Origin of the sequence: Streptomyces fagopyri (assembly GCF_009498275.1) — a bacterium.
GTDB classification, from domain to species: Bacteria; Actinomycetota; Actinomycetes; order Streptomycetales; family Streptomycetaceae; genus Streptomyces; species Streptomyces fagopyri.
The window spans coordinates 8759127-8777435 of record NZ_CP045643.1 but is presented as its reverse complement, the minus strand read 5'-3'; the positions used below and the strand labels follow the sequence as shown (position 1 = coordinate 8777435).

18 protein-coding genes and 1 pseudogene are annotated in these 18309 nt (G+C 67.7%); 10 read left to right on the top strand and 9 right to left on the bottom strand.

The genetic code is table 11. From position 1 onward, the window contains the following. Positions 1-33 precede the first annotated feature (33 nt). Both GFH48_RS37955 and GFH48_RS37950 read right to left on the bottom strand, forming a co-directional pair. A complete protein-coding gene (locus tag GFH48_RS37955; RefSeq protein ID WP_153292572.1) occupies positions 34-1227 on the bottom strand; it encodes an acyl-CoA dehydrogenase family protein in 1194 nt (397 codons plus the stop codon). 997 nt (positions 1228-2224) lie between these two features. Continuing rightward, the gene (locus GFH48_RS37950; protein ID WP_228121211.1) at positions 2225-2689 is read right to left on the bottom strand and encodes a nuclear transport factor 2 family protein; all 465 of its coding nucleotides are present in this window, start codon (positions 2687-2689) and stop codon (positions 2225-2227) included. Between the two features lie 474 nt (positions 2690-3163). Here GFH48_RS37950 and GFH48_RS37945 point away from each other — a divergent pair, with 474 nt between their 5' ends. Both GFH48_RS37945 and GFH48_RS37940 read left to right on the top strand, forming a co-directional pair. Continuing rightward, positions 3164-3778 (top strand): MBL fold metallo-hydrolase, encoded by a 615-nt coding sequence (locus GFH48_RS37945; protein ID WP_153292571.1) that lies wholly within the window; start codon positions 3164-3166, stop codon positions 3776-3778. A gap of 64 nt (positions 3779-3842) precedes the next feature. After that, positions 3843-4358 (top strand): protein-tyrosine phosphatase family protein, encoded by a 516-nt coding sequence (locus GFH48_RS37940; RefSeq protein ID WP_228121209.1) that lies wholly within the window; start codon positions 3843-3845, stop codon positions 4356-4358. A gap of 365 nt (positions 4359-4723) precedes the next feature. On the opposite strand, the gene GFH48_RS37935 is transcribed toward GFH48_RS37940, so the two are convergent. The 4 genes from GFH48_RS37935 to GFH48_RS37920 all read right to left on the bottom strand — a co-directional run bounded on the left by GFH48_RS37935 (position 4724) and on the right by GFH48_RS37920 (position 6416). After that, the gene (locus GFH48_RS37935; protein ID WP_228121208.1) at positions 4724-5062 is read right to left on the bottom strand and encodes a transposase; all 339 of its coding nucleotides are present in this window, start codon (positions 5060-5062) and stop codon (positions 4724-4726) included. 259 nt (positions 5063-5321) lie between these two features. Beyond that, complete coding sequence (locus GFH48_RS37930) at positions 5322-5642, bottom strand: hypothetical protein (protein WP_228121206.1); 321 nt, start codon at positions 5640-5642, stop codon at positions 5322-5324. A 139-nt stretch (positions 5643-5781) separates the two neighbouring features. After that, positions 5782-6150: a PIN domain-containing protein gene (locus GFH48_RS37925; RefSeq protein ID WP_153293327.1), complete on the bottom strand. Its 369-nt coding sequence runs from the start codon at positions 6148-6150 to the stop codon at positions 5782-5784. Between the two features lie 8 nt (positions 6151-6158). Next, a complete protein-coding gene (locus tag GFH48_RS37920; RefSeq protein WP_153292570.1) occupies positions 6159-6416 on the bottom strand; it encodes a hypothetical protein in 258 nt (85 codons plus the stop codon). 404 nt (positions 6417-6820) lie between these two features. On the opposite strand from GFH48_RS37920, the gene GFH48_RS37915 reads away from it, so the two are divergent. Continuing rightward, positions 6821-7666 (top strand): DUF6461 domain-containing protein, encoded by an 846-nt coding sequence (locus tag GFH48_RS37915; RefSeq protein ID WP_153292569.1) that lies wholly within the window; start codon positions 6821-6823, stop codon positions 7664-7666. On the opposite strand, the gene GFH48_RS37910 is transcribed toward GFH48_RS37915, so the two are convergent. Beyond that, positions 7641-8261, bottom strand: coding sequence for a hypothetical protein (locus tag GFH48_RS37910; protein ID WP_153292568.1), 621 nt, complete (start codon positions 8259-8261; stop codon positions 7641-7643). The two genes, GFH48_RS37915 and GFH48_RS37910, sit on opposite strands and share 26 nt — an antisense overlap. Before the next feature lie 263 nt (positions 8262-8524). Between GFH48_RS37910 and GFH48_RS37905 the strand changes: the two genes are divergently transcribed. After that, a complete protein-coding gene (locus GFH48_RS37905) occupies positions 8525-8902 on the top strand; it encodes an SMI1/KNR4 family protein (protein WP_265590185.1) in 378 nt (125 codons plus the stop codon). A gap of 258 nt (positions 8903-9160) precedes the next feature. On the opposite strand, the gene GFH48_RS37900 is transcribed toward GFH48_RS37905, so the two are convergent. After that, positions 9161-9583 carry a DUF6193 family natural product biosynthesis protein gene (locus tag GFH48_RS37900; protein WP_228121205.1) on the bottom strand — a complete coding sequence of 141 codons (423 nt, stop codon included), beginning with the start codon at positions 9581-9583 and terminating at the stop codon, positions 9161-9163. A 647-nt stretch (positions 9584-10230) separates the two neighbouring features. On the opposite strand from GFH48_RS37900, the gene GFH48_RS37895 reads away from it, so the two are divergent. The 6 genes and pseudogenes from GFH48_RS37895 to GFH48_RS37870 all read left to right on the top strand — a co-directional run bounded on the left by GFH48_RS37895 (position 10231) and on the right by GFH48_RS37870 (position 16140). Further along, on the top strand, positions 10231-12345 hold the full coding sequence (locus tag GFH48_RS37895; protein ID WP_153292566.1) for an MMPL family transporter: 2115 nt from the start codon (positions 10231-10233) through the stop codon (positions 12343-12345). Between the two features lie 170 nt (positions 12346-12515). Further along, entirely contained in the window at positions 12516-13826 is a 1311-nt protein-coding gene (locus tag GFH48_RS37890; protein ID WP_153292565.1) for a sensor histidine kinase, read from the top strand. A gap of 8 nt (positions 13827-13834) precedes the next feature. Next, complete coding sequence (locus GFH48_RS37885; RefSeq protein WP_153293325.1) at positions 13835-14503, top strand: response regulator; 669 nt, start codon at positions 13835-13837, stop codon at positions 14501-14503. 103 nt (positions 14504-14606) lie between these two features. Further along, positions 14607-14926 (top strand): annotated as a pseudogene (locus GFH48_RS37880) (transposase); the annotation flags it as partial. Between the two features lie 180 nt (positions 14927-15106). Further along, a complete protein-coding gene (locus GFH48_RS37875) occupies positions 15107-15583 on the top strand; it encodes a helix-turn-helix domain-containing protein (RefSeq protein WP_228121465.1) in 477 nt (158 codons plus the stop codon). Beyond that, positions 15580-16140 (top strand): transposase, encoded by a 561-nt coding sequence (locus tag GFH48_RS37870; RefSeq protein WP_228121204.1) that lies wholly within the window; start codon positions 15580-15582, stop codon positions 16138-16140. Before GFH48_RS37875 ends, GFH48_RS37870 begins: the two co-directional genes overlap by 4 nt. Before the next feature lie 375 nt (positions 16141-16515). Here GFH48_RS37870 and GFH48_RS37865 read toward each other — a convergent pair whose 3' ends face one another. After that, a complete protein-coding gene (locus GFH48_RS37865) occupies positions 16516-18249 on the bottom strand; it encodes an alpha-glucosidase (RefSeq protein WP_228121202.1) in 1734 nt (577 codons plus the stop codon). Between the last annotated feature and the right edge of the window lie 60 nt (positions 18250-18309).

The following is an 18309-nucleotide window of genomic DNA, read 5'->3' as shown; positions in this document are numbered from 1 at the left end:
CCGGCCGGGGAGCGTCTGAAGTCGCCGCAGTGCTCAGACCATGAGGCTGACGCGGTCGTTCACGCCCAGCAGGGTCTTGCCGTAGACCTCCAGGCCGACCAGGGGGACCAGGCCTGCGTGGCGGGCCGCGGTGTTCGCGTCGCGCCAGATGCGCTGCAGGGGGCTGGCTTCGGCGAAGGCTGCGGAACCGTGGGCGTTGAGCAGGATGCCGATCGCACCGAGGATCTCCTGCACCGCGTAACCGGCCTGGGCCCTGATGTGGGCTCGGGCCGGGTAGTCCAGCGGGCCCTGGGCCGCAGCCGTGTCGACCTCGTCGGCCGCGCGGTAGATGTGCAGCCGCGCCGTCTCGACCTTGAGTGCCGCTTCGGCGACCTGCGTCTGGAAGCCCACGGACTCCGCCTGCCGACCGTGAATGGTGAACGCCAGAGGCTTGGAATCGGCCGCGGCCGCCACCGTGTCGAGAGCGGCCTGGCCCAGGCCCAGCAGCGGTCCGGCCAGGCAGAGCACGAGCATGGGGCCGAACGATGCACCGTAGAGGGTCTCGCCGTTGGACGACCGGGGGTAGACACCCTCGGCGGCAGCCGGGACCGAAAGCACCCGGTGTTCAGGGACGAACACGTCCTGGGCGATCAAGGTATTGCTGGCGGTGCCTCGCATGCCCGCCGTGTACCAGGTGTCGTCGATGGCCAGGTCGGCGGCCGGGATCAGTACCAGCGCCTGATCGGCAACCTCCCCGTGCTCGCTCTTGAGGAGGGAGCCGACTGCCGCCCAGGTCGCGTACGGCGCGCCGGAGTTGTAGGCCCAGCGCCCGCTGACGTGCCACCCGCCGGGAACCCTCTCCCCGACGCTCGTCGGCGCCGCCACACCCGTCACCCGCGCGTCGGGGTCAGCGCCGAAGACCTCCTCCTGGGCCTCGTCCGGGAAGAGGCAGGCCAGCCAGTTGGTCACCGAGATGATCATTGCGACCCATGCTGCCGAGCCGTCGGCCCGCCCCACAGCCTCCGACATCGCAGTGAGCGTCCGAAGGTCCGCCTGCAGGCCCCCGAACCTCGCGGGGGTGAGCAACCGGAACATGCCCGCTTCGCTCAGAGCCTTCACGGCGGCCGGCGGTATGACACGGTCGGCGTCACCCTGTGCTGCCAGCTCCCGCAACAGCGGCTGAAGTGCCGCGGCACGACCTGCCACTTCCCTTGTCAGCAAGCTGTTCGCGTACGTGGTGCTGTCCATGTTTGTTGCATCTCCGTCATGTTCAGAAAGGCGAAAAGATGAGCAATTGCGCACTCACGGACTCGAGATCGGTTTACTGCTGGCGCATGTCCCGTGACATGCAAGCCTCGCGAGTCCGCGTATTTGAACGCCACCGCACTGCGGTCGCTTTGCCAGGCCAAGGGAGCCGCCGTAATCGCCGCGATCCGGAGGCCCAGCTTCACGGCCGGCCAGGCCGAGGCTGACGAACCGGTAACCCAGAGTTGAAAAGAGGGCGGCGGCGTTAAGAGGCGGAGGGGATTCCAGTGTTCACGGACTAAGGAATGGCTGCACCGTCGAGCTGAACCCTGAACGCAGCGCAGAGTGTCCGACAAGGGCGCGTTCCCCCCTTGCACGCCTTCGTCTCCGCGCCGAGATGCGTCTGGTTCCCGGACACCGTCACTTGCGTGCTCCCCACACCGCGACGCAACCCGCTATGCAGGCCGCGCGCGTGCTGCGGAAAGCCGGGCTGCCCGCGGGCCGGAGCGGACCACGATGCCAAGCCCTCTTCCGGTGAACGGGTGGAGTGAGCAAGAGAAATGATTTCTTCGCGTGGCCGCTAATTCCACATATTTCCTGGCGCATTGCTTCGCCGAGGTGGCTCTCGTGTGAGGGCGTCAGCCTGATCGATATGCTGTGCGGGCATCTGGTGGTCGTGGCCGCCTGTCCCGGCGGCACACCGGTGACGGCATTCCCACACCCGTCAGCTTCATGCGGCCTGTCGGCCGGCCGAGGGTGCGGGGGTGATGTCCGGAGTGGCTGGCCACGGTGTCGTGCCGACGCCCGGCCCCGCCGTTCTGGCCCGCGACAGTGCGGTACGCCCCGGCCCCTTCCCCCTCGGACTGCGGCAAGCCTGACCATGCCTGCCGTCTCGACACCAGAGCCGAGTCCCGAGTCCACGGGCGGCGACGGCCGCAGGGTTGAGCCAGCGCCGGGCCGGGTTGCCTGACCGCCCATGGCCAGAAGCCTGACTTCGGGATCAGACCGAGTCCGGCGTCCAATTCTCCAGCGGGTCCTTCCGGAACCTGGTGAGCGACAGGGATTCGATCAGCCAGTTCCCGTCAACCCTCCGATAGGTCTCCCGGTACTGCCCATAGCCGTTGTGCCCCTTGGGAGCGTTCTCGCCGGCGGGGAAGGTCAGCAGGTCTTCCATCGCCCAGATCCCGGATGCCGTGTCCTGTGCCGTGATCTCGATCTCGGGCATGTGTCCGTGATGGACGGTCGGGGCGGCACCGATGAAGTCGCGGACCGTGCCGGCGAAGTCCGCCGGGGAGCCAAAGGCGATCCCGTCGGTCACGATCTTGGCGTCGGGGGTGAACAGTGCGGCCAGCTCATCGTGCCTCTTCTCGTCCACGAAGCGGAAGTAGCGGGCCTTGAGCTGCTTGATGCTTTCGATGCTCTCGATCGCGTCCAGTCGGCGGAAGATTACGTCGAGATCACTCATGTCGAGCCTCCTGTGAATACAGCGCCCAGGCGGGCGGTAAGCGGACGGTGGCCGTCCCTTTTGGCGAGACTACCACGATGTGGACGAGTGTCGTCCGTTTCGGCTCGCAGCTCTGGGCCAGGAGGTCGTCGGCGCTGATGCCCGTGTCACCCTCATCGACGAGGGGCGCACTGCGATGCGGGCCGCGGTGAGGCCACACCGCACTCCCGCCCTCGCCACCGGTGGACACAACAGGCAGCAGACACCTGGACCGGCCGGGCGACGGCAGACGGTCACGTGAGCGGAAGCTGTCCCAGCGGTCGCCCCTCGTCGGCCTGCGCCCGGAGCTGGGCAGCGATCTCGGGGTCACTGGTGAAGACGGGCCCCTCCACGACATCGGCACGGGCACCGGTGCAACGCGCACCTCGGTCCCAGGATGCGCCCGGCCGACATTTTCCGGCCACTCGCCGAAGGAATTCGCAGAGCCTCCGGACTATGCTCACGCGGGTGCGGATTACCAATTACACCCATTCCTGCGTCCGGTTGGAGCACGACGGCGGTGGCACGCTGGTCATCGATCCCGGCGTCTGGAGCGAGCCTGAGGCACTCGCCGGCGCGGACGCGGTCCTGGTGACCCATGAGCACGACGATCACGTCGACCTGTTGCGGCTGAAGGGGCTGGGCGTGCCCGTCTACGCCCCCAAGTCGGCGCGGATCCCGGGCCTGGACTTCACCGGCGTCGTCCCCGGCGAGGAGTTCACCGCAGCAAGCTTCCGAGTGACCGCCCAGGGCGGGCGGCACGCGCGCATCTACGGCGACCTCCCGGACTGCGCCAACCTCGGCTACCTCGTCGAGGACCGCGTCTACCACCCCGGGGACTCCCTGTGCCGTCCCGACCGACCGGTGGAGACCCTGCTGGTCCCCCTGCAGGGGTCATGGATGAAGACGGACGAGGCCATCGACTTCGTCCGCGCCGTCCAGCCGGAACGGGCCTACGGCATCCACGACGGACAGGTCAACGAGCGGGGCCTGGGCAGCCTCAACGGCTGGCTCGCCGACGAGTGCGGCGACTGCTACCGCTGGCTCCCGCCGGGCTCGTCCGCACGATGACCGAGCCGTCCGCTCCCGTCCTGTTCACTGTCGCCGGTCTGCAGGGACCGGGACGCTGAGCACCATGGTCCGGCCCCGCGGTCACGGGCTCCTGGCCGTCGGCATGGCGGCCCTGCGCGGCGCCGGCGCCGACATCCTCGTCTGCGCCCTCCCCGACGCCGAGCGCGCCCAACTCGGGCTCACCGACGAGCCCCCCCTCGCCGCGGCCGCCGGGCTGCGGTTCGTCGCCCTGCCCATCACCGACTTCACGGTCCCGTCGATCCCCGTCGTGCTGCCGGCGCTGCGGGAGCTCGCCGCAGAACTGCGGGCCGGCGCCCATGTCGTGGCGCACTGCCGCTGCGCCATCGGACGGTCCTCCTTGATCGCGGTCTCCCTGATGATCCTCCTGGACATCCCGCCGGAGGCCGCCTGGGCGGCCATGGAACGGGCCAGGGGGACGAGGGTGCCGGACACCGAGGAGCAGCGCGCGTGGACGCTGGAGTTCTTCCGCCTCGTCTCCCCTGGCGGGCAGCACCCCGGCCGGCACCGCGCGGCCGGGCCGCTGGAGCGTCCGTCCCCATCGGACCCTCATCATCCGTGAACCCGGTGATCGCCGGCCTCGTGACAGCGGACGCGACCATGAGGGCCGACGCGCCGTACGGGCGTTTCGGCGGCGTCCGCCACGGTCGCCCATAGGGCACCGGAACTCTCGCACCCACCGCCCCCATGTAGCGCTGCAGGTCCAGCATCGTGATGGTCTCGCTGGTCAGACCCTCGCGGACTCGCCACCGCAGGTGATTAACCAAGGCGTAGGCGTACGTTTTCTGTGTTCCCGACCCTTCGAACGGCCGCAGGTAGTCGTCCGCCTCCTCATCAACGGAGCCACACGGCCAAAGGATCGCGTACGACACCCCACCGCCCGCCCGCTTGAGCTTGACTCTGTCGGGGATCTTGTAGCCGCCGAGGTCAACTACCCAGGGTGCGCCAGGACTTCAGACGAGGGATCTCGCGTTGGTCGAGGTAGTTCTGGAAGGCAGTCGGCTGGCGGGGCGTGGGAGCTTCCTCGGCCGGTGCCAGTCCGCTGAGGCGCTCGATGTTGACGGCGATGGCCGTCAGGACGTGCTGGATGTGGGCCTTTCCCTGTCCCCGGTGGCGGCAGCGGCGCATACCGTGTGCGTGGGCGAACTCATTGACCGTGCCCTCCACTCCGGAGCGGACCGCATAGCGGGCCTTCCACTCAGGCGTCTGTTGCTCAGCGCGGACGCGGAGTTGCAGGTCACGGAGCTCGCGCGGGCGAAAGCCCACGGTGCGGGCGCTGTCGGCAGTACCACTCGGCCAGCCCTACCACTGCCTTCAGCACGGACAGCTCTTCGAGGAGGCCGTCGCCTTCCCCATCGCAACCGCGGCTCTCGCAGCATGAGATACCTCAGCCACCGGTTGCGAGGGACCAGCGCTCTTGGATGACGGCCTGTTTCCGCTCAAGTTCCGCATCCATCACGCGATTGGTGAAGGTCCCCGGAATCGTGAGCGAGCGCCCATGGCTCCTGATGACACGAAGGTCCGACTAGGTTCCGCTCCGTGACACCCGCTGCCGCTCCTCGATGCGCACGACCTCGCTCCAGGGAACCACACGACTGCTGACGAAGGTGCGGAATTCCAACCCCGTGGTGGTCAGGAGGACCTGGCCATAGATCGAGTTGATCGCGCTCAAGAACACAACTACGGAGAAGGCCCCTGCGCCACCGACCCACCACCATTTGCCCGGTTCATGCGTGGTCAAGCTCATCGCCACCATCACACCAGCGAGCGCCAGCGTCAGGATGCCGGTCCGCCACCAGTATCGCTGCCGATCAAGAGAGTTGAAGCCGATCCACATCTCGGGCATGTCCATAACACTACCGACGCACACTCGAACAACGACCACCCTGGCTTGACGAGTTACATGCCTGAGGTGTCTACGCAGTCACAGCACTGGCGGCAGGGCGAGCCGTTCTCTGTCGTCACTGCGGCGGCCAGTGTCGTGATCAGGGAGTGAGATCCAAGACTCGTACCGGTTCACCTGTCCACCGGTGTGGGTCTGTTGTGGCGATGATCGCGCCGTCGGGTCGGTCCGGGGTGGGCTGTGCCGCGTACTGGCTGTGCGCGGCGGCCCACGTCTCCTGCCGCGCCAGTGCCAGGGCGGCGCCAAGGTCCAGGTCCAGAACGGTGACGCCGGGAAGGGAGGCCAGGTGTTCGGCTGTGCCGGGGCGGGATCGGTCGGCTTCCACCAGTGCGCAGGCCGGGGCGTAGAGGAACCAGTCCGGTTCTGCGTGGGCCCGGTGGATCAGACGGGATGCAAGGACGTTGCCCTGGCCGGCCGCGGCCATCGCGGTGTCGTCCAGGACGATGTGCATGGCGTCGCTCACTGGTCGCTCACCTGGGCCAGACGTCGGTCCAGCTCGCTGTCCAGTTCCTGCTCCTCGGTAGCGGTCGGGGCGTAGCCGTTCCACTCCTTCAGCGCCGCCAGCGCCTGTGCTGCGCGCTCGGCCCGCTCGGCTGGAGTCAGCAGCGTTTCGGCCAGGCGGGCGAGATAGGCGCGCAGCGAGAGGCCTTCCGCCGCCGCCACGGCGGCCAGCCGGTCTCTAGCTTCCTCGGGGATACGGACATTGGCATCAGACATGATCGTGCTCCTTCCCATCCCACCAGGGTACGGGTACGGGTACGTACCCGTCCACTTATCGACCGCGACCGCCAGAATGCCCGCCCATGCGGAAGTCAGGACCGGCCGGGTGAGGACGGCGAGCTCTTGGCCAATCATGTCGGGAACTGTGCACCCAATCCCCCGACGGCAGCTGGGCCATCAGAATGCTGCGGAGGTGATGGAGCGAGGACCGCTGCTCCCCGTCCCACGTATCCGAGGCAGGCTCAACGCAACGTAGGATCCACGGCCACCGCTCCTCACGGCATAGAGCTCGTAACACGATCATGTTGCTGACACAGACTCGGCAGCGCGACCGACCAGCTCCAGATGTAAGAACCAGCTTGCACGGGGTGTTGTCAGAGGTATCGGGCACACTGCGCCGTATGAACTTGGTGACTGCGCACGACTACGCCTGGATCCGCACCTCACCGGTCTTCCGCCACATGACGGGGAGCGGATACACCCTGACACTGATACGGGGGTGGTCCCCGCGCGAGGTGCTGCGCGTGATGGAGGCGGAACCGCGCGGCACCGGAGAGGGAACGGCCGGGCTGATCGAGGCGGACGACGCTCACAGCGCCGAGGTGGATTATGACTACTGGGACGAGTCCTACGTCGCGGGCGCCTTCAGCGCTCCGGGCGAGAACAGCGACTGGACACTCGTCCTCGGATTCGACGGTGGCCTGGGGATCGCGGCGCCGTGCCTGGAGACGCTGTCGAAGGGCGGCCGGGTCGTGGCGCACTCGACCAACGGCGGCAAGCCCATCCACCTCTTCCACTGGTTCGAGGATGGTGAGCTCCGTACGACGTTCGAGGGCCCCTCAGCGCGCGACGGCAATACCCCTGATGAACTGGTCCCTCTGCTGCGCGAAGTCGGCTTCCCTTTGACCTTCGAGGGAGAGCACGACGAGAGCGCTCCGGACGTCGACCGGAAAGCGGCGGTCCTCGCTCTGGCCGAGAGACTCACCGGCGTACGCGTCACCGAATCCCTCCTCCAGGACGCTACGTACGAGCTGGGGCTCGTCCCCGAACAGCCCGCCGAGGAGTGGACCAGCGTGGTCATCGACATCACCGATGCCCATGGGGAGCGCCTGTACAGGGAATGGGCCTACGAGGAGATCGCGACGGCGTCGGACCGAGCACGGGCGGAGGCAGACGGGCCGATGGTGATCACCTACAACAGGCCGTCGGCCATAAAAGGCCCTAGCACGGCTGCGGCGGACCGATGACGGTCTGGCCGGTCTGTTCGGCCAGCCATGACGCTTGGCGTTCCTCGTATTCGTCGCCGTTTCCGCGGCGGACGTGCACGAGGACAGTGTGCCCGTCGATGCGCTCGTCCAGTTCACGGGTGGCGGCGTTGAACAGCACAGATACCTCGGCGTGATTGAACTCCGCGTACAGGCCACGTTCCGGAACCTCCGGCCATCCCAGACCGGACCAGCGGATCTCTGCCACATGCCTGCTGGCCACGGTCGTGAACGTGTTCTCAATGCTTCCTACCGGCTGATCCAGCATCGATGCCCAGAGCGGAAGATGCGCCAACAAGAAGGCGGGATCGGTGGAGAGCTGGGGCGCATGGACTCCGACGTGCAATCCAGACGGGTCGCTCGGATCACGGACCCAGTCCGCGGTGTCCTCTTTCCTGAACCAAGCATCGGGCAGCGCTCTCCACGCGTGCAGTACGTCCCCGACCGTGCGGAGTTCGACGTCCACTGAAACACACGCGCCCTGCTGATCACCCACTTCGAGTAGCTGACGCGCCACTCGGAGCGCCGATGCGGGATCGTCGGTGCGGAAGATGGGATAGGCAACGTCGACGGACATCTGCGCACCCTGCCACACCTCTCCCCGATCGCGTATGGAGCCGCCCCTCAATGCGAACTATGGGCGGGAGGGTCGCTGAGGTTTACCGGGCACGTCAGCCGGTCGCTTGGGGCTGGAAGCGATCAATCACGGGTGCGAGGGTTGCTGTGCTTCGTTGCTGTACGGTGCCTGCACTCGGGATGGCTCGTCCTGCCGAATAGGCTGCGCTTGTGTGGAAAGAAACCGCTACCGAGGCTCGACCCGGCGTGACATTTCGACCGCCTGTGGACAGGACCGCTCTCGCTGCGGCGGAGCAGCGGCTCGGCCGAGACCTGCCGGCCCAGTTGGCAGCTCTGCTACTGGAGACCGACGGGGTAGTCGGCGCCTACGCGAAGGACGTCGTCTGGTCTTTGGATCGGATCGTGGAACAGAACCTGCTGTTCTGGGCTCCTGATACGTTCCCGGGGCTGTACATGCCCTTTGATCCGCTGTTGTTCTTCGGCGACAACGGCGGCGGTGACCAGTTCGCCTTCGTGCTGACGCCCGAGCGTCCGGACATCTTCGTCTGGGACCACGAGACCGACAGTCGGCTGTGGGCTGCACGGGAGTTGGAAGACTACTTGCAGCGCTCGCTCGCAGATGGTGGCGACTGGTGGTGGTAGCCGAACGCGCCCCGGCCAAAGTTTGACCATGTGGCCTCATCTTTATCAGGTCGATCATGCAGGATCTGCGGCTGAGGTCAACCCGCTGCGTACCTCGACCCGCTGTCCGCTGCCATCCTTGGCGGACCGCTGCCGTTCGCCACTGTTGGTGTCAGGCGTTGGTGTCAGCCCCGAGCGACGACCTTGGCAACTGCGTGATCTCCGGGCTTTTGCGACCTGCTGCTGTCGGAGCGGCCCAGAGACGGCCTCACGGAGCACTCATCGACTCTTGCTCCTACTCGGGTCCGCCTTCCTCTCGTAAGCCGCCAGCTCCTCGGCGGTTCCCGCAAAGGCCGGACCGCAGCCTGGTGGTAGTCGCTCGATGACCATGGCTACGGCGGCCTGCGCGCTGTCCGTTTCGGCGATCCGCGGGCTGTTGCGATGCGGTCCCTCGACGTAGTACCGGCCGTCCGTCAGAGTGCCGATGTAGGGGATGTCCCAGGTGGGACGGAACCCCGTGCACCTGCTGAAGTGCAGCTCCCACATACCCGCCCACGGGCAGAGCTGACGAAGCTGCGGCTCGGCGTAGGCCACCTGCACCATCTTGGTGAACGGCCCCAGGAGCGGCAAACCCTCCGGCCGGGTGTGCTCCCCGGCGGTTGCCAGGATTTTGCGCCAGGCAGCTTCAACGATGTCGGTCACACTGCAAATTGTGCACAGGTGAAAAGGGTCGGGGGCCGTCGCGTTGAGTGTTGCCCGCTCGGCGCCGTGATTCCCCGAGGTCCCCGCACGATCGGGCACGGGCACCTTCTGATCCGTAGCTCTACAGAGATCGGTCATCAGCGGTCATACAGGCTGCCGGAAGGGTACTGATGGGCACCGCCGGGCGTAGTCGGTTGCTGTGGTTGCTGTACTTCGCTGCTGTACCGCCACCGGCCTCGCTGGCCGACACCCGCTCTAGGAGAGCGGTGCTCTGAACTGCTCCCCGCGCGCGGGGATGGTCCCATGACGCCGTCGATGCCGAACCACGCGAGGTCCGGCTCCCCGCGCACGTGGGGATGGTCCCTGGCGGATGACCTCGTCGCGGACGTACAGGTCCTGCTCCTCGCACGTATGGGGATGGTCCTCCGGACTTCTTCAACACGACCGAGAACTTCGACTGCTCCCCGCGCATGCGGGGATGGTCCCACGCACCCGCGGCTCCCGTTACTCCCGGGGGAGTAATCCGCACCCCCCGCCACCCCAGGCAGTACCCGCAGGCTCCCCCTCCCGTCCGACGTAAACCCCTCCCCGTGCCGGAAGGCTGACAGCTGAAACGGTAGTCGTCGTAGCGCGAGGGAGATCTACTCATGACGGTCGGGAAGACAACCACGAAGGGCGTGGGACGCAGGCGGGCCGTGCCCTGGGCGCTGCTCGGGCTATGGGTGGCCGTGCTCGCGCTGGTCGGCCCGTTCGCGGCGAAGCTCACCGACGTGCAGCACGACCGGGCCACCGACTACCTGCCCTCCAGCGCCGACTCGACCCAAGTGGCCCGGATACAGGACGCGCTGCCCGGGGGCCAGAGCACCGAGATGGTGATCGTGTATCACCGGGGCGGCGGACTGAGCGCAGACGACCGGCGGGTGGCGGCCGGGCAGGTCAAGGAGATCGCCGCAGCGCATGAGCTGGTCGGCGGGGCGCCCAGGGGGATTCCGTCCAACGACGGTACGACCCTCATGTACCCCGTCGTCAGCAACGAGCCCGGGCGCGATGAGAAGCTGCGGGACGCGCTCGTCGAGGACGTCCGGGGCATCGCCCGCGGCCAGGACGGGCTGAGCGTCGAGGTGGGCGGCACCGCAGCGCTCGGCACCGACGCCGGGAAGGTCTACGACTCACTCGGCGGGCCGCTGCTCTACACCACCGTCGCCGTCGTCGCCCTCCTGCTGATCCTGATCTACCGCAGTCCGGTGCTGTGGCTCGTGCCGCTCGTAGTCGCCGGCATCGCCGACCTCATGTCGATGGGCGTCGCCTACGGGCTCAACCAGGCCTTCGGTACCACCGTCACGGGCCAGAGCTCCGCCGTGATGACGATCCTCGTGTTCGGCGCGGGCACCGACTACGCACTGCTCCTCGTCTCCCGCTACCGGGAGGAACTGCGGCGCATCGAGCGCCCGTACGAGGCCATGGTCGCCGCCCTGCGCGGCTGCGGGCCCGCCGTGCTTGCCTCCTCCGGCACCGTCGCCGCCGGCCTGCTGTGTCTGCTCGCCGCCGATCTCAACAGCAGCCGCGGCATGGGCCCGCTCGGCACGGTCGGTGTGCTGTGCGCGTTGATCGCGATGCTGACACTGCTCCCCGCCGTCCTCGTACTGCTCGGACGGCGGGTCTTCTGGCCGCTCGTACCGGCCTACGGCAGCGAACCCAAACAGCGGCGGAGCGTCTTCGCCGCGATGGGCGACTCCGCCGGACGCAGGCCGCTGACCGTGCTCGCGACCGGAGCCGTCCTGCTCGGCGCACTCGCCCTAGGCACGTTCAACCTGCCGGGACCGGTCAAGCAGGAGGACTCCTTCGTCACCAAGCCGGAGGCCGTCACCGCCATGGAGACCCTCGCCCGGGCTTACCCCGAGCGCGGCACCCAGCCCATCGACGTGATCACCCCGGCGGATCGCGTCGACCGGACCCTCGCGGCGATCCGGGCCACCCGGGGAGTCGAGAGCGCCGAGAAGAGCCGTACCGGAGACGGCTGGGCCGAGATCTCCGTCATCGCGAAGGACACACCCCAGTCGGCGGGAGAGACCGCCACCATCAAGTCCCTGCGCAGCGAACTGAAGGGCTCGTACGTCGGCGGGGACAGCGCCGAGCAGATCGACCTGGAGGACACCAACAGCCGGGACACGAAGATCGTCGTACCCCTGGTCCTCGTCTCGGTGCTGCTCATCCTGTTCGTCCTGCTGCGCAGTCTCGTCGCGCCGCTCATCCTGGTGGCCGCCGTGGTCGCGGTCTGGGGCGCGGCCCTAGGGATCGCCGGGCTGGTCCTCGGGCCGGTCCTCGGTATCAAGGGAACCGATCCGGGGCTCGGCCTGCTGTCCTTCGTGTTCCTCGTCGCCCTTGGCGTCGACTACGGCATCTTCCTCATGCACCGGATGCGGGAGGAGTCCCTGGCCGGCGCGGAACCGGCCGCCGCCGCGCTCACCGCCCTGCGGAGCACAGGCGCCGTCATCGCATCGGCCGGCCTGGTCCTCGCTGCGACCTTCGCCGTACTGATGAACATGGGGCTTGTGCAACTCGTCGAACTCGGCTTCGTGATCGCCGTCGGCGTACTCCTCGACACCTTCCTCGTACGGACGTACCTGGTGACCAGTGCCAGCGTCGCCCTGCGCCGGAAGATGTGGTGGCCGGGCGGCCTCTCCCGCGAACCTGCGCCCGGCGCCGGGCCGTCCGAACCGACCGAGCCGCCGCGGCAGCCGGAACAGATCGGCGCGCCCTGACCTGCCGGGCTCACCACAGCCGACCGGGCGCCTCTCCTGCCTTGTGCCGGAGGGGCGCCCCCATGACGGAAGATGGAGTCGTGCAAGATCGGGGAGCGACCTCAGCCGCAGGGGACCTGAGAACCACCGTCGTACGGGGTGACGCGCGGCCCCGCCGGATCGAGCGCGTCATGGCGGTCGTCAACCGGGACCCGCTCACCGCGCCGCACCGCACCCGCAACGACGCGTTCCTCGCCGTGGGTGTCGCCGTGCTGGCCGTCATCTTCGCGTTGCTCATCGACGACGGACTCCCGATCGGTCCGCCCGGCTGGGCCCTGCTGGCCGGCGCCCATGTGCCGCTCGTGTGGCGGCGCAGCCGTCCGCTGCTCGTGTTGCTCGCGGTGGCGGCCTGCGTCACCCCGTACCACGTCCTCGACTACAACCACGCCGTACCGATCCCCGCGACGCTCCTGACGCTCTATACGGTCGCGGCGACCGGCACGGTACGCCGCTCGCTGCTCACCGCTGTCGTCGTTCTCGGCCCGACGCTGATAATCAACAGCTTCACCAACCCTGACGGGGCACTGGAGCTCCTGCGGATCTCCGGCTGGGTCATCGCGGTCCTGTTCTTCGGCGTCGACGCCCGTTTCTACCGCCAGTACGTCGCCTCCATCGTCGAGCGGGCCGAGCGGGCCGAACAGACCCGCGAGGAGGAGGCGCGGCGCCGGGTCGTCGAGGAGCGGCTGCGGATTGCCCGCGACCTGCACGACCTGCTCGCGCACAGCATCACCCTGATCGGTGTGCGGACGTCCGTGGCGGCCCACGTCCTCACCGCGGATCCGGACCGGCTCGACCGCAAGGCGGTCGCCCAGGCGCTTGACGACATCGCGGAGACTTGCCGGACCGCCCGGGGCGAGTTGCGTACGACGCTGGAGGTGCTGCGGGCGAACGAGGTGAGCGTGAATGTCGGAGGGGAACGGGAGTGGGTGGCCGAACCCGGCTCCGGATCGAGTTCCGGTTCCGGGCTCGGCTCTCCCGACGGGCGCGGGCCGCTGCCCGGGCTCGACGGGCTGGGCGCGCTCGCGGAGGCGGCCAGGGTGGCCGGGGCCAAGGTCGAACTGTCCGTCCACGCCGACGGCGTACCGCCCTCGGTGGGCGCCGCCGCCTACCGGATCGTGCAGGAGGCGCTCACCAACGCCGTGCGCCACGGGGGCCGCGACGACCTGACCGTCCAGGTGGGACTGCGGGCGGCGGAGGGGACCCTGCGGGTGACCGTCGCCGACGATGGGGCGGGGCAGGGGACGGGCCACGGGGTGAGTAGCGCGGTGCGAAACGGGGTGGGGCACGAACAGGGAGCCGTCGGCGGCACGCCGGGGTTCGGGCTCGTCGGGATGCGTGAGCGGGCCCGTAGCGTGGGCGGCACACTGGACGCCGGACCGGGTCCCACCGTGGGCTTCCAAGTGACCGCCGAGCTGCCGCTGCCCCGGGAGGAACCCTCGTGACGGCCCCGATGCCGATCCGCGTACTGCTCGCCGACGACCAGACCCTCGTACGGGCCTCGTTCGCGATGCTTGTCGCGTCCGCCGGGGACATGGAGGTCGTCGCCGAGGCGGGCACCGGGCGGCAGGCCGTGGACCTCGCCCGTTCCGCGAGGGCCGACCTCGTCGTGATGGACATCCGCATGCCCGACCTGGACGGCATCGAGGCGACCCGGCTCATCGCCGCCGACGAGGACTTGGCGGGCGTGAAGGTACTCGTCCTGACGACATACGACACCGACGAGCACATCGTCGATGCGCTGCGGGCCGGGGCATCCGGCTTCCTGGTGAAAGACATCCGGCCGGCTGAACTCCTCGACGCCATCCGGACCGTGGCCGCCGGGGACTCCCTGCTCTCGCCAGGACCCACCTCGCGGCTCATCGCCCGTTTCCTGCGCGCACCCGACACGTTGGTGTCAGCGGTGGGCGGTCCGGACGGGCTGTCCGAGCGGGAGCGGCAGGTCCTCACCCTGGTCGCGCGCGGGTTCAACAACACCGAGATCGCCGAAGCCCTGGGGCTCAGCCCGCTCACCGCGAAGACCCATGTCAGCCGGATCATGGGCAAGTTGGGGGCACGTGACCGGGCGCAGCTGGTGATAGTGGCGTACGAGTCGGGGCTCGTGATACCCGGGGCGTTCTGAGCACCGCCGCCAAGTCCCGTCTCTACGCGGAGAGTGCTCCTGACTTGCAACGATGGGAGTTGTCTAGAGTCCTGTTGGCTGCACGGAAAGAAGCACTCTGCAGGTGAGCAGGCGTATCGGGTTGTACCCGCGTGTCCGCGTCGAGGGCGGCGGCAACGGGACGGTCTCGCAGGCCGGGGCGGTGCTGCTGGTCGAGACGGTCCGCAAGTCCGGTCTGGACACAACGATATCGACGGCGTTGGCGCCGTGGCGCAAGCTCGGGCGGTGCACGACCCGGGCAAGATTCTGCTGGATGTGCCCTGGCGGTCGCGCTGGGCGGGGACTGCCTCGCCGATGTCGCCATGCCACCGGGCCGAGCCCGGCGTGTTCGGCCCGGTGGCATCAGACCCCACGGTCTCCCGGCTCATCGACACCCTCGCCGCCGTCGGACCGTAGTGCTGGATTCCTCTTTGGCTGGGTATATGTCGTGGTGGCGGGGTAGTTGCGGGTGCTCGGGGCGGGTGCTGGGCGATGGTTTTATGGGCACGGCCGGAACGGGACGAGGATGGGCGGGCTGTCGTCCGCCGGCTGACGCGGGCACGGAAGGCGCCGCGGTATGTGGTGATGCGAGCCCGGATGATCGAGTTGAGTTGGTCGGGGCTGCGGGTTCCGGCGATCGCTGTGGAGCTGGGCTGCAGCCAGAAGACAGTTCGCTGCCGGCTGCACCGCTTCAACAGCGCCAGCTTGCAGGGGCTGGAGGATCTGGGTGGGCAGGGCCGCAAGCGGCGGATCACCGAGCAGGAACGGTCCCGGGTCATCTCGCTGGTCAAGACCGCCCCGCCGGGGCGGCTGCGATGGGAGCCCGTCGGGGAACTGTGGGCCTTCGACGAGTCGGGACCCGCTGAGTGGACGCTGGACTCTCTGGCCGCGGCAGCACAGGCCGAAGGGATTGAGGTGGGCCGCTCGCAGGTGCGGCGCATCCTGCTCGCCGAGGGGGTGCGGTGGCGTCGCACCCGGTCGTGGATGCGGTCGAAGGACCCGGACTTCGTCCCAAAAGGACAAGGATCATCGGCCTCTACACCCGCCCGCCCGACGACGTGACGGTGATCTGCGCCGACGAACTGGGGCCGGCGATCCCGCGAACGTTCCCGCCCGCACCCACCTGGTCACCCGACGGGCACCGGATCAAAGCGGAGCTCGACTACAGCCGCGGACCGAAGAAGACCTGGGTCTACGGCGGCCTGCGGCCGGCCGACGGCCAGGCCCTCACCATGACCGCGTCCTCCCGCAACAGCGTCTTCTACCAGCAGTTCCTGCAACAGGTCGAGGACGCCAACCCGACCGGCCAGATCTGGATCGTCACCGACAACCTGTCCTCCCACAACAGCCTGTCCACCCGGACCTGGCTCGAGGACCACCCCCGCATCCACCACGCGTTCATCCCCGTCGGAGCCTGCTGGCGGGGCCTCCAAGAAGGCTGGTGGCGCATCTTCCGAAAGGCCGCCCTCGCCGGCCGATCCTTCGCCGACCCCGACGACATCACATACGCCACCACCCTCGCGACCAACCAACTCAACTCCCGCGCAAAGCCATGGATCTGGGGCAGACCGGCACCCCCGACCCGACGACTACGACGCCGATATGTGTACAGAGTTTGAGGAATCCAGCAGTAAACCGAGTCCCACCACCGGGCAGCGGCGCTCATGCACCAGCTCGTCCACGCCCGGCCCTTGACCACTCCGACGAACTGTTCAGCGCGGTCGTCGCCGCCTCCTACCTCTCGGTCAACCGAGAGATCCTGGACGTCAAACCCAAACAGGCCGCCGGCCCCGCGGCCCGCGTCAGCCGCGACGACCTGGACGTACGGAGTGCGAATCTGGGTGGAGGGACCTGGCCGCGAGCTGAGGCGATCGCGGTGGCGCAGTGGACCGGTCTCGTCGGTACGTCCGGCAACGGCACACCGGCTGAACGCACGGGCGCACCGGCCTTCGCCCGCCGACGCCAATCCGCCGATCAAGTCCTGTGCTTGTTGCTCAGCGGGTCAGGGTGCGGCGATAGATCGCCGCCTGCCAGGGCGCCATGGTGAGGTCGGCCGGTAGCGTCGGGAGGTTGGTCAACAGCAGTTCGGCCGACGACCAGGCGGCAGCGTCGCCAATGTCTGCTCGGACGGTCCGGTCCGTGAAGTTGCCGATGATCAGGAGTTCGGTGGTACCGAGGCGGCGGCTGAAGGCATAAATCCGCTCGTCGTGCGGGAGCAGCATCGTGAAGTCTCCATGTACTACGGCCGGTTCGGTGTGCCGGAGCTCGATAAGTCGACGGTAGTAGTGGTAGACCGAATCCGGGTCGTCCTGCTGGGCAGCAGCATTGATGCGGACGTGATTGGGGTTTGCGGGCAGCCATGGTTCCCCAGTAGTGAAGCCTGCCTGCGCCGAGGAGTTCCACTGCATCGGCGTTCGCGCGTTGTCACGACTCCGGGCGCGAAGCACGGTCAGTACCTCTTCGGGCGTGCGGCCTTCCTTTTCGATCGCTTCGGCGTATTGCCCGAGAGACTCGATGTCACGAAAATCAGCAATGGTCGTGAAGGGGTAGTTGGTCATACCGAGCTCTTCGCCCTGGTACACATACGGTGTGCCGCGGTGCAGATGGAGAACAGTCCCGAGCATCTTGGCCGAGGCGACCCGATAGTCAGGGCTGTCATCGCCGTAACGTGAGACTGCTCGGGGTTGGTCGTGATTGTTCCAGTAGAGGCTGTTCCAGCCGCCTTCCGCGAGACCTGCCTGCCAGCGTCCGAGTATCGCCTTGAGGTTGGTAAGCCGGAACGGGAGGAGCTGCCACGGGTCGTCCCCCCGGTCGGTCCAGACATGATCGAACTGGAAAACCATGTCGACCTCCCGTCGTCGCGGGTCGGTGAAGCGAATGGCCTCCTCAATGGTCACGCCCGGCATCTCGCCGACAGTCAGTAGCGCGTCGCGGCCGGCGAAGACCCGCTCATGCATCTCCTGTAGGAACTCGTGGACGCGCGGACCATTGACGTAACCCGCTGAGTTGTCCGGAAAGACGGTAGTGCTCGACACCCGGCCCTCCGGCAGTGTTGTGTCCTTGGAAATCAGGTTGATCACGTCCATCCTGAAACCGTCCACGCCGCGGTCCAGCCACCACCGCATCATCGCGTAGATCGCATGACGGACCTCCGCGTTCTCCCAGTTCAGGTCCGGTTGCTTGCGGGAGAACAGGTGCAGGTAGTACTCGCCGGTCTCCTCGTCGAACTCCCACGCCGATCCGCCAAACGCGGCCGTCCAGTTGGTGGGTTCGGCACCCGGTGTGCCGGGTGCCATGCCTTCGCGGGCCGGTCGCCACCAGTACCAGTCTCGCTTCGGGTGGGCTCTGTCACTGCGGCTGCCGAGGAACCATGAGTGCTCGTCGGAACTGTGGTTCACCACCAGATCCATGATCAGTTTCATGCCGCGTCGATGAATGCCGGCGAGCAGTTCGTCGAAGTCGTCGAGGTCACCGAAGAGCGGATCGATGTTCTGGTAGTCGCTAATGTCGTAGCCGTTGTCGTCCTGCGGAGAGGGGTATATGGGAGACAGCCAGATGACATCAACGCCGAGTCCGGCCAGGTAGTCCAGGTGCTTGATGATTCCGCGAAGATCACCTATGCCATCTCCGTTGGAATCCGCGAAGCTACGGGGGTAAATCTGGTAAACGACAGCACTTTTCCACCAGGGGTCCATCGCGTTTCCTCCAATAGCATTGGTGCCGCGCATTCATGGGCACTTCGAGATGATGTCAGTCGTGAATGACCGGATGATTCAGACGGTCAATGC

Coding starts and splice junctions, on each gene's coding strand:
- GFH48_RS37955 (WP_153292572.1), bottom strand. CDS start 1,227: ATGGACAGCACCACGTACGCGAACAGCTTGCTGACAAGGGAAGTGGCA.
- GFH48_RS37950 (WP_228121211.1), bottom strand. CDS start 2,689: ATGAGTGATCTCGACGTAATCTTCCGCCGACTGGACGCGATCGAGAGC.
- GFH48_RS37945 (WP_153292571.1), top strand. CDS start 3,164: ATGCTCACGCGGGTGCGGATTACCAATTACACCCATTCCTGCGTCCGG.
- GFH48_RS37940 (WP_228121209.1), top strand. CDS start 3,843: ATGGTCCGGCCCCGCGGTCACGGGCTCCTGGCCGTCGGCATGGCGGCC.
- GFH48_RS37930 (WP_228121206.1), bottom strand. CDS start 5,642: ATGCCCGAGATGTGGATCGGCTTCAACTCTCTTGATCGGCAGCGATAC.
- GFH48_RS37925 (WP_153293327.1), bottom strand. CDS start 6,150: ATGCACATCGTCCTGGACGACACCGCGATGGCCGCGGCCGGCCAGGGC.
- GFH48_RS37920 (WP_153292570.1), bottom strand. CDS start 6,416: ATGTCTGATGCCAATGTCCGTATCCCCGAGGAAGCTAGAGACCGGCTG.
- GFH48_RS37915 (WP_153292569.1), top strand. CDS start 6,821: ATGAACTTGGTGACTGCGCACGACTACGCCTGGATCCGCACCTCACCG.
- GFH48_RS37910 (WP_153292568.1), bottom strand. CDS start 8,261: ATGTCCGTCGACGTTGCCTATCCCATCTTCCGCACCGACGATCCCGCA.
- GFH48_RS37895 (WP_153292566.1), top strand. CDS start 10,231: ATGACGGTCGGGAAGACAACCACGAAGGGCGTGGGACGCAGGCGGGCC.
- GFH48_RS37890 (WP_153292565.1), top strand. CDS start 12,516: ATGGCGGTCGTCAACCGGGACCCGCTCACCGCGCCGCACCGCACCCGC.
- GFH48_RS37885 (WP_153293325.1), top strand. CDS start 13,835: ATGCCGATCCGCGTACTGCTCGCCGACGACCAGACCCTCGTACGGGCC.
- GFH48_RS37875 (WP_228121465.1), top strand. CDS start 15,107: ATGCGAGCCCGGATGATCGAGTTGAGTTGGTCGGGGCTGCGGGTTCCG.
- GFH48_RS37865 (WP_228121202.1), bottom strand. CDS start 18,249: ATGCGCGGCACCAATGCTATTGGAGGAAACGCGATGGACCCCTGGTGG.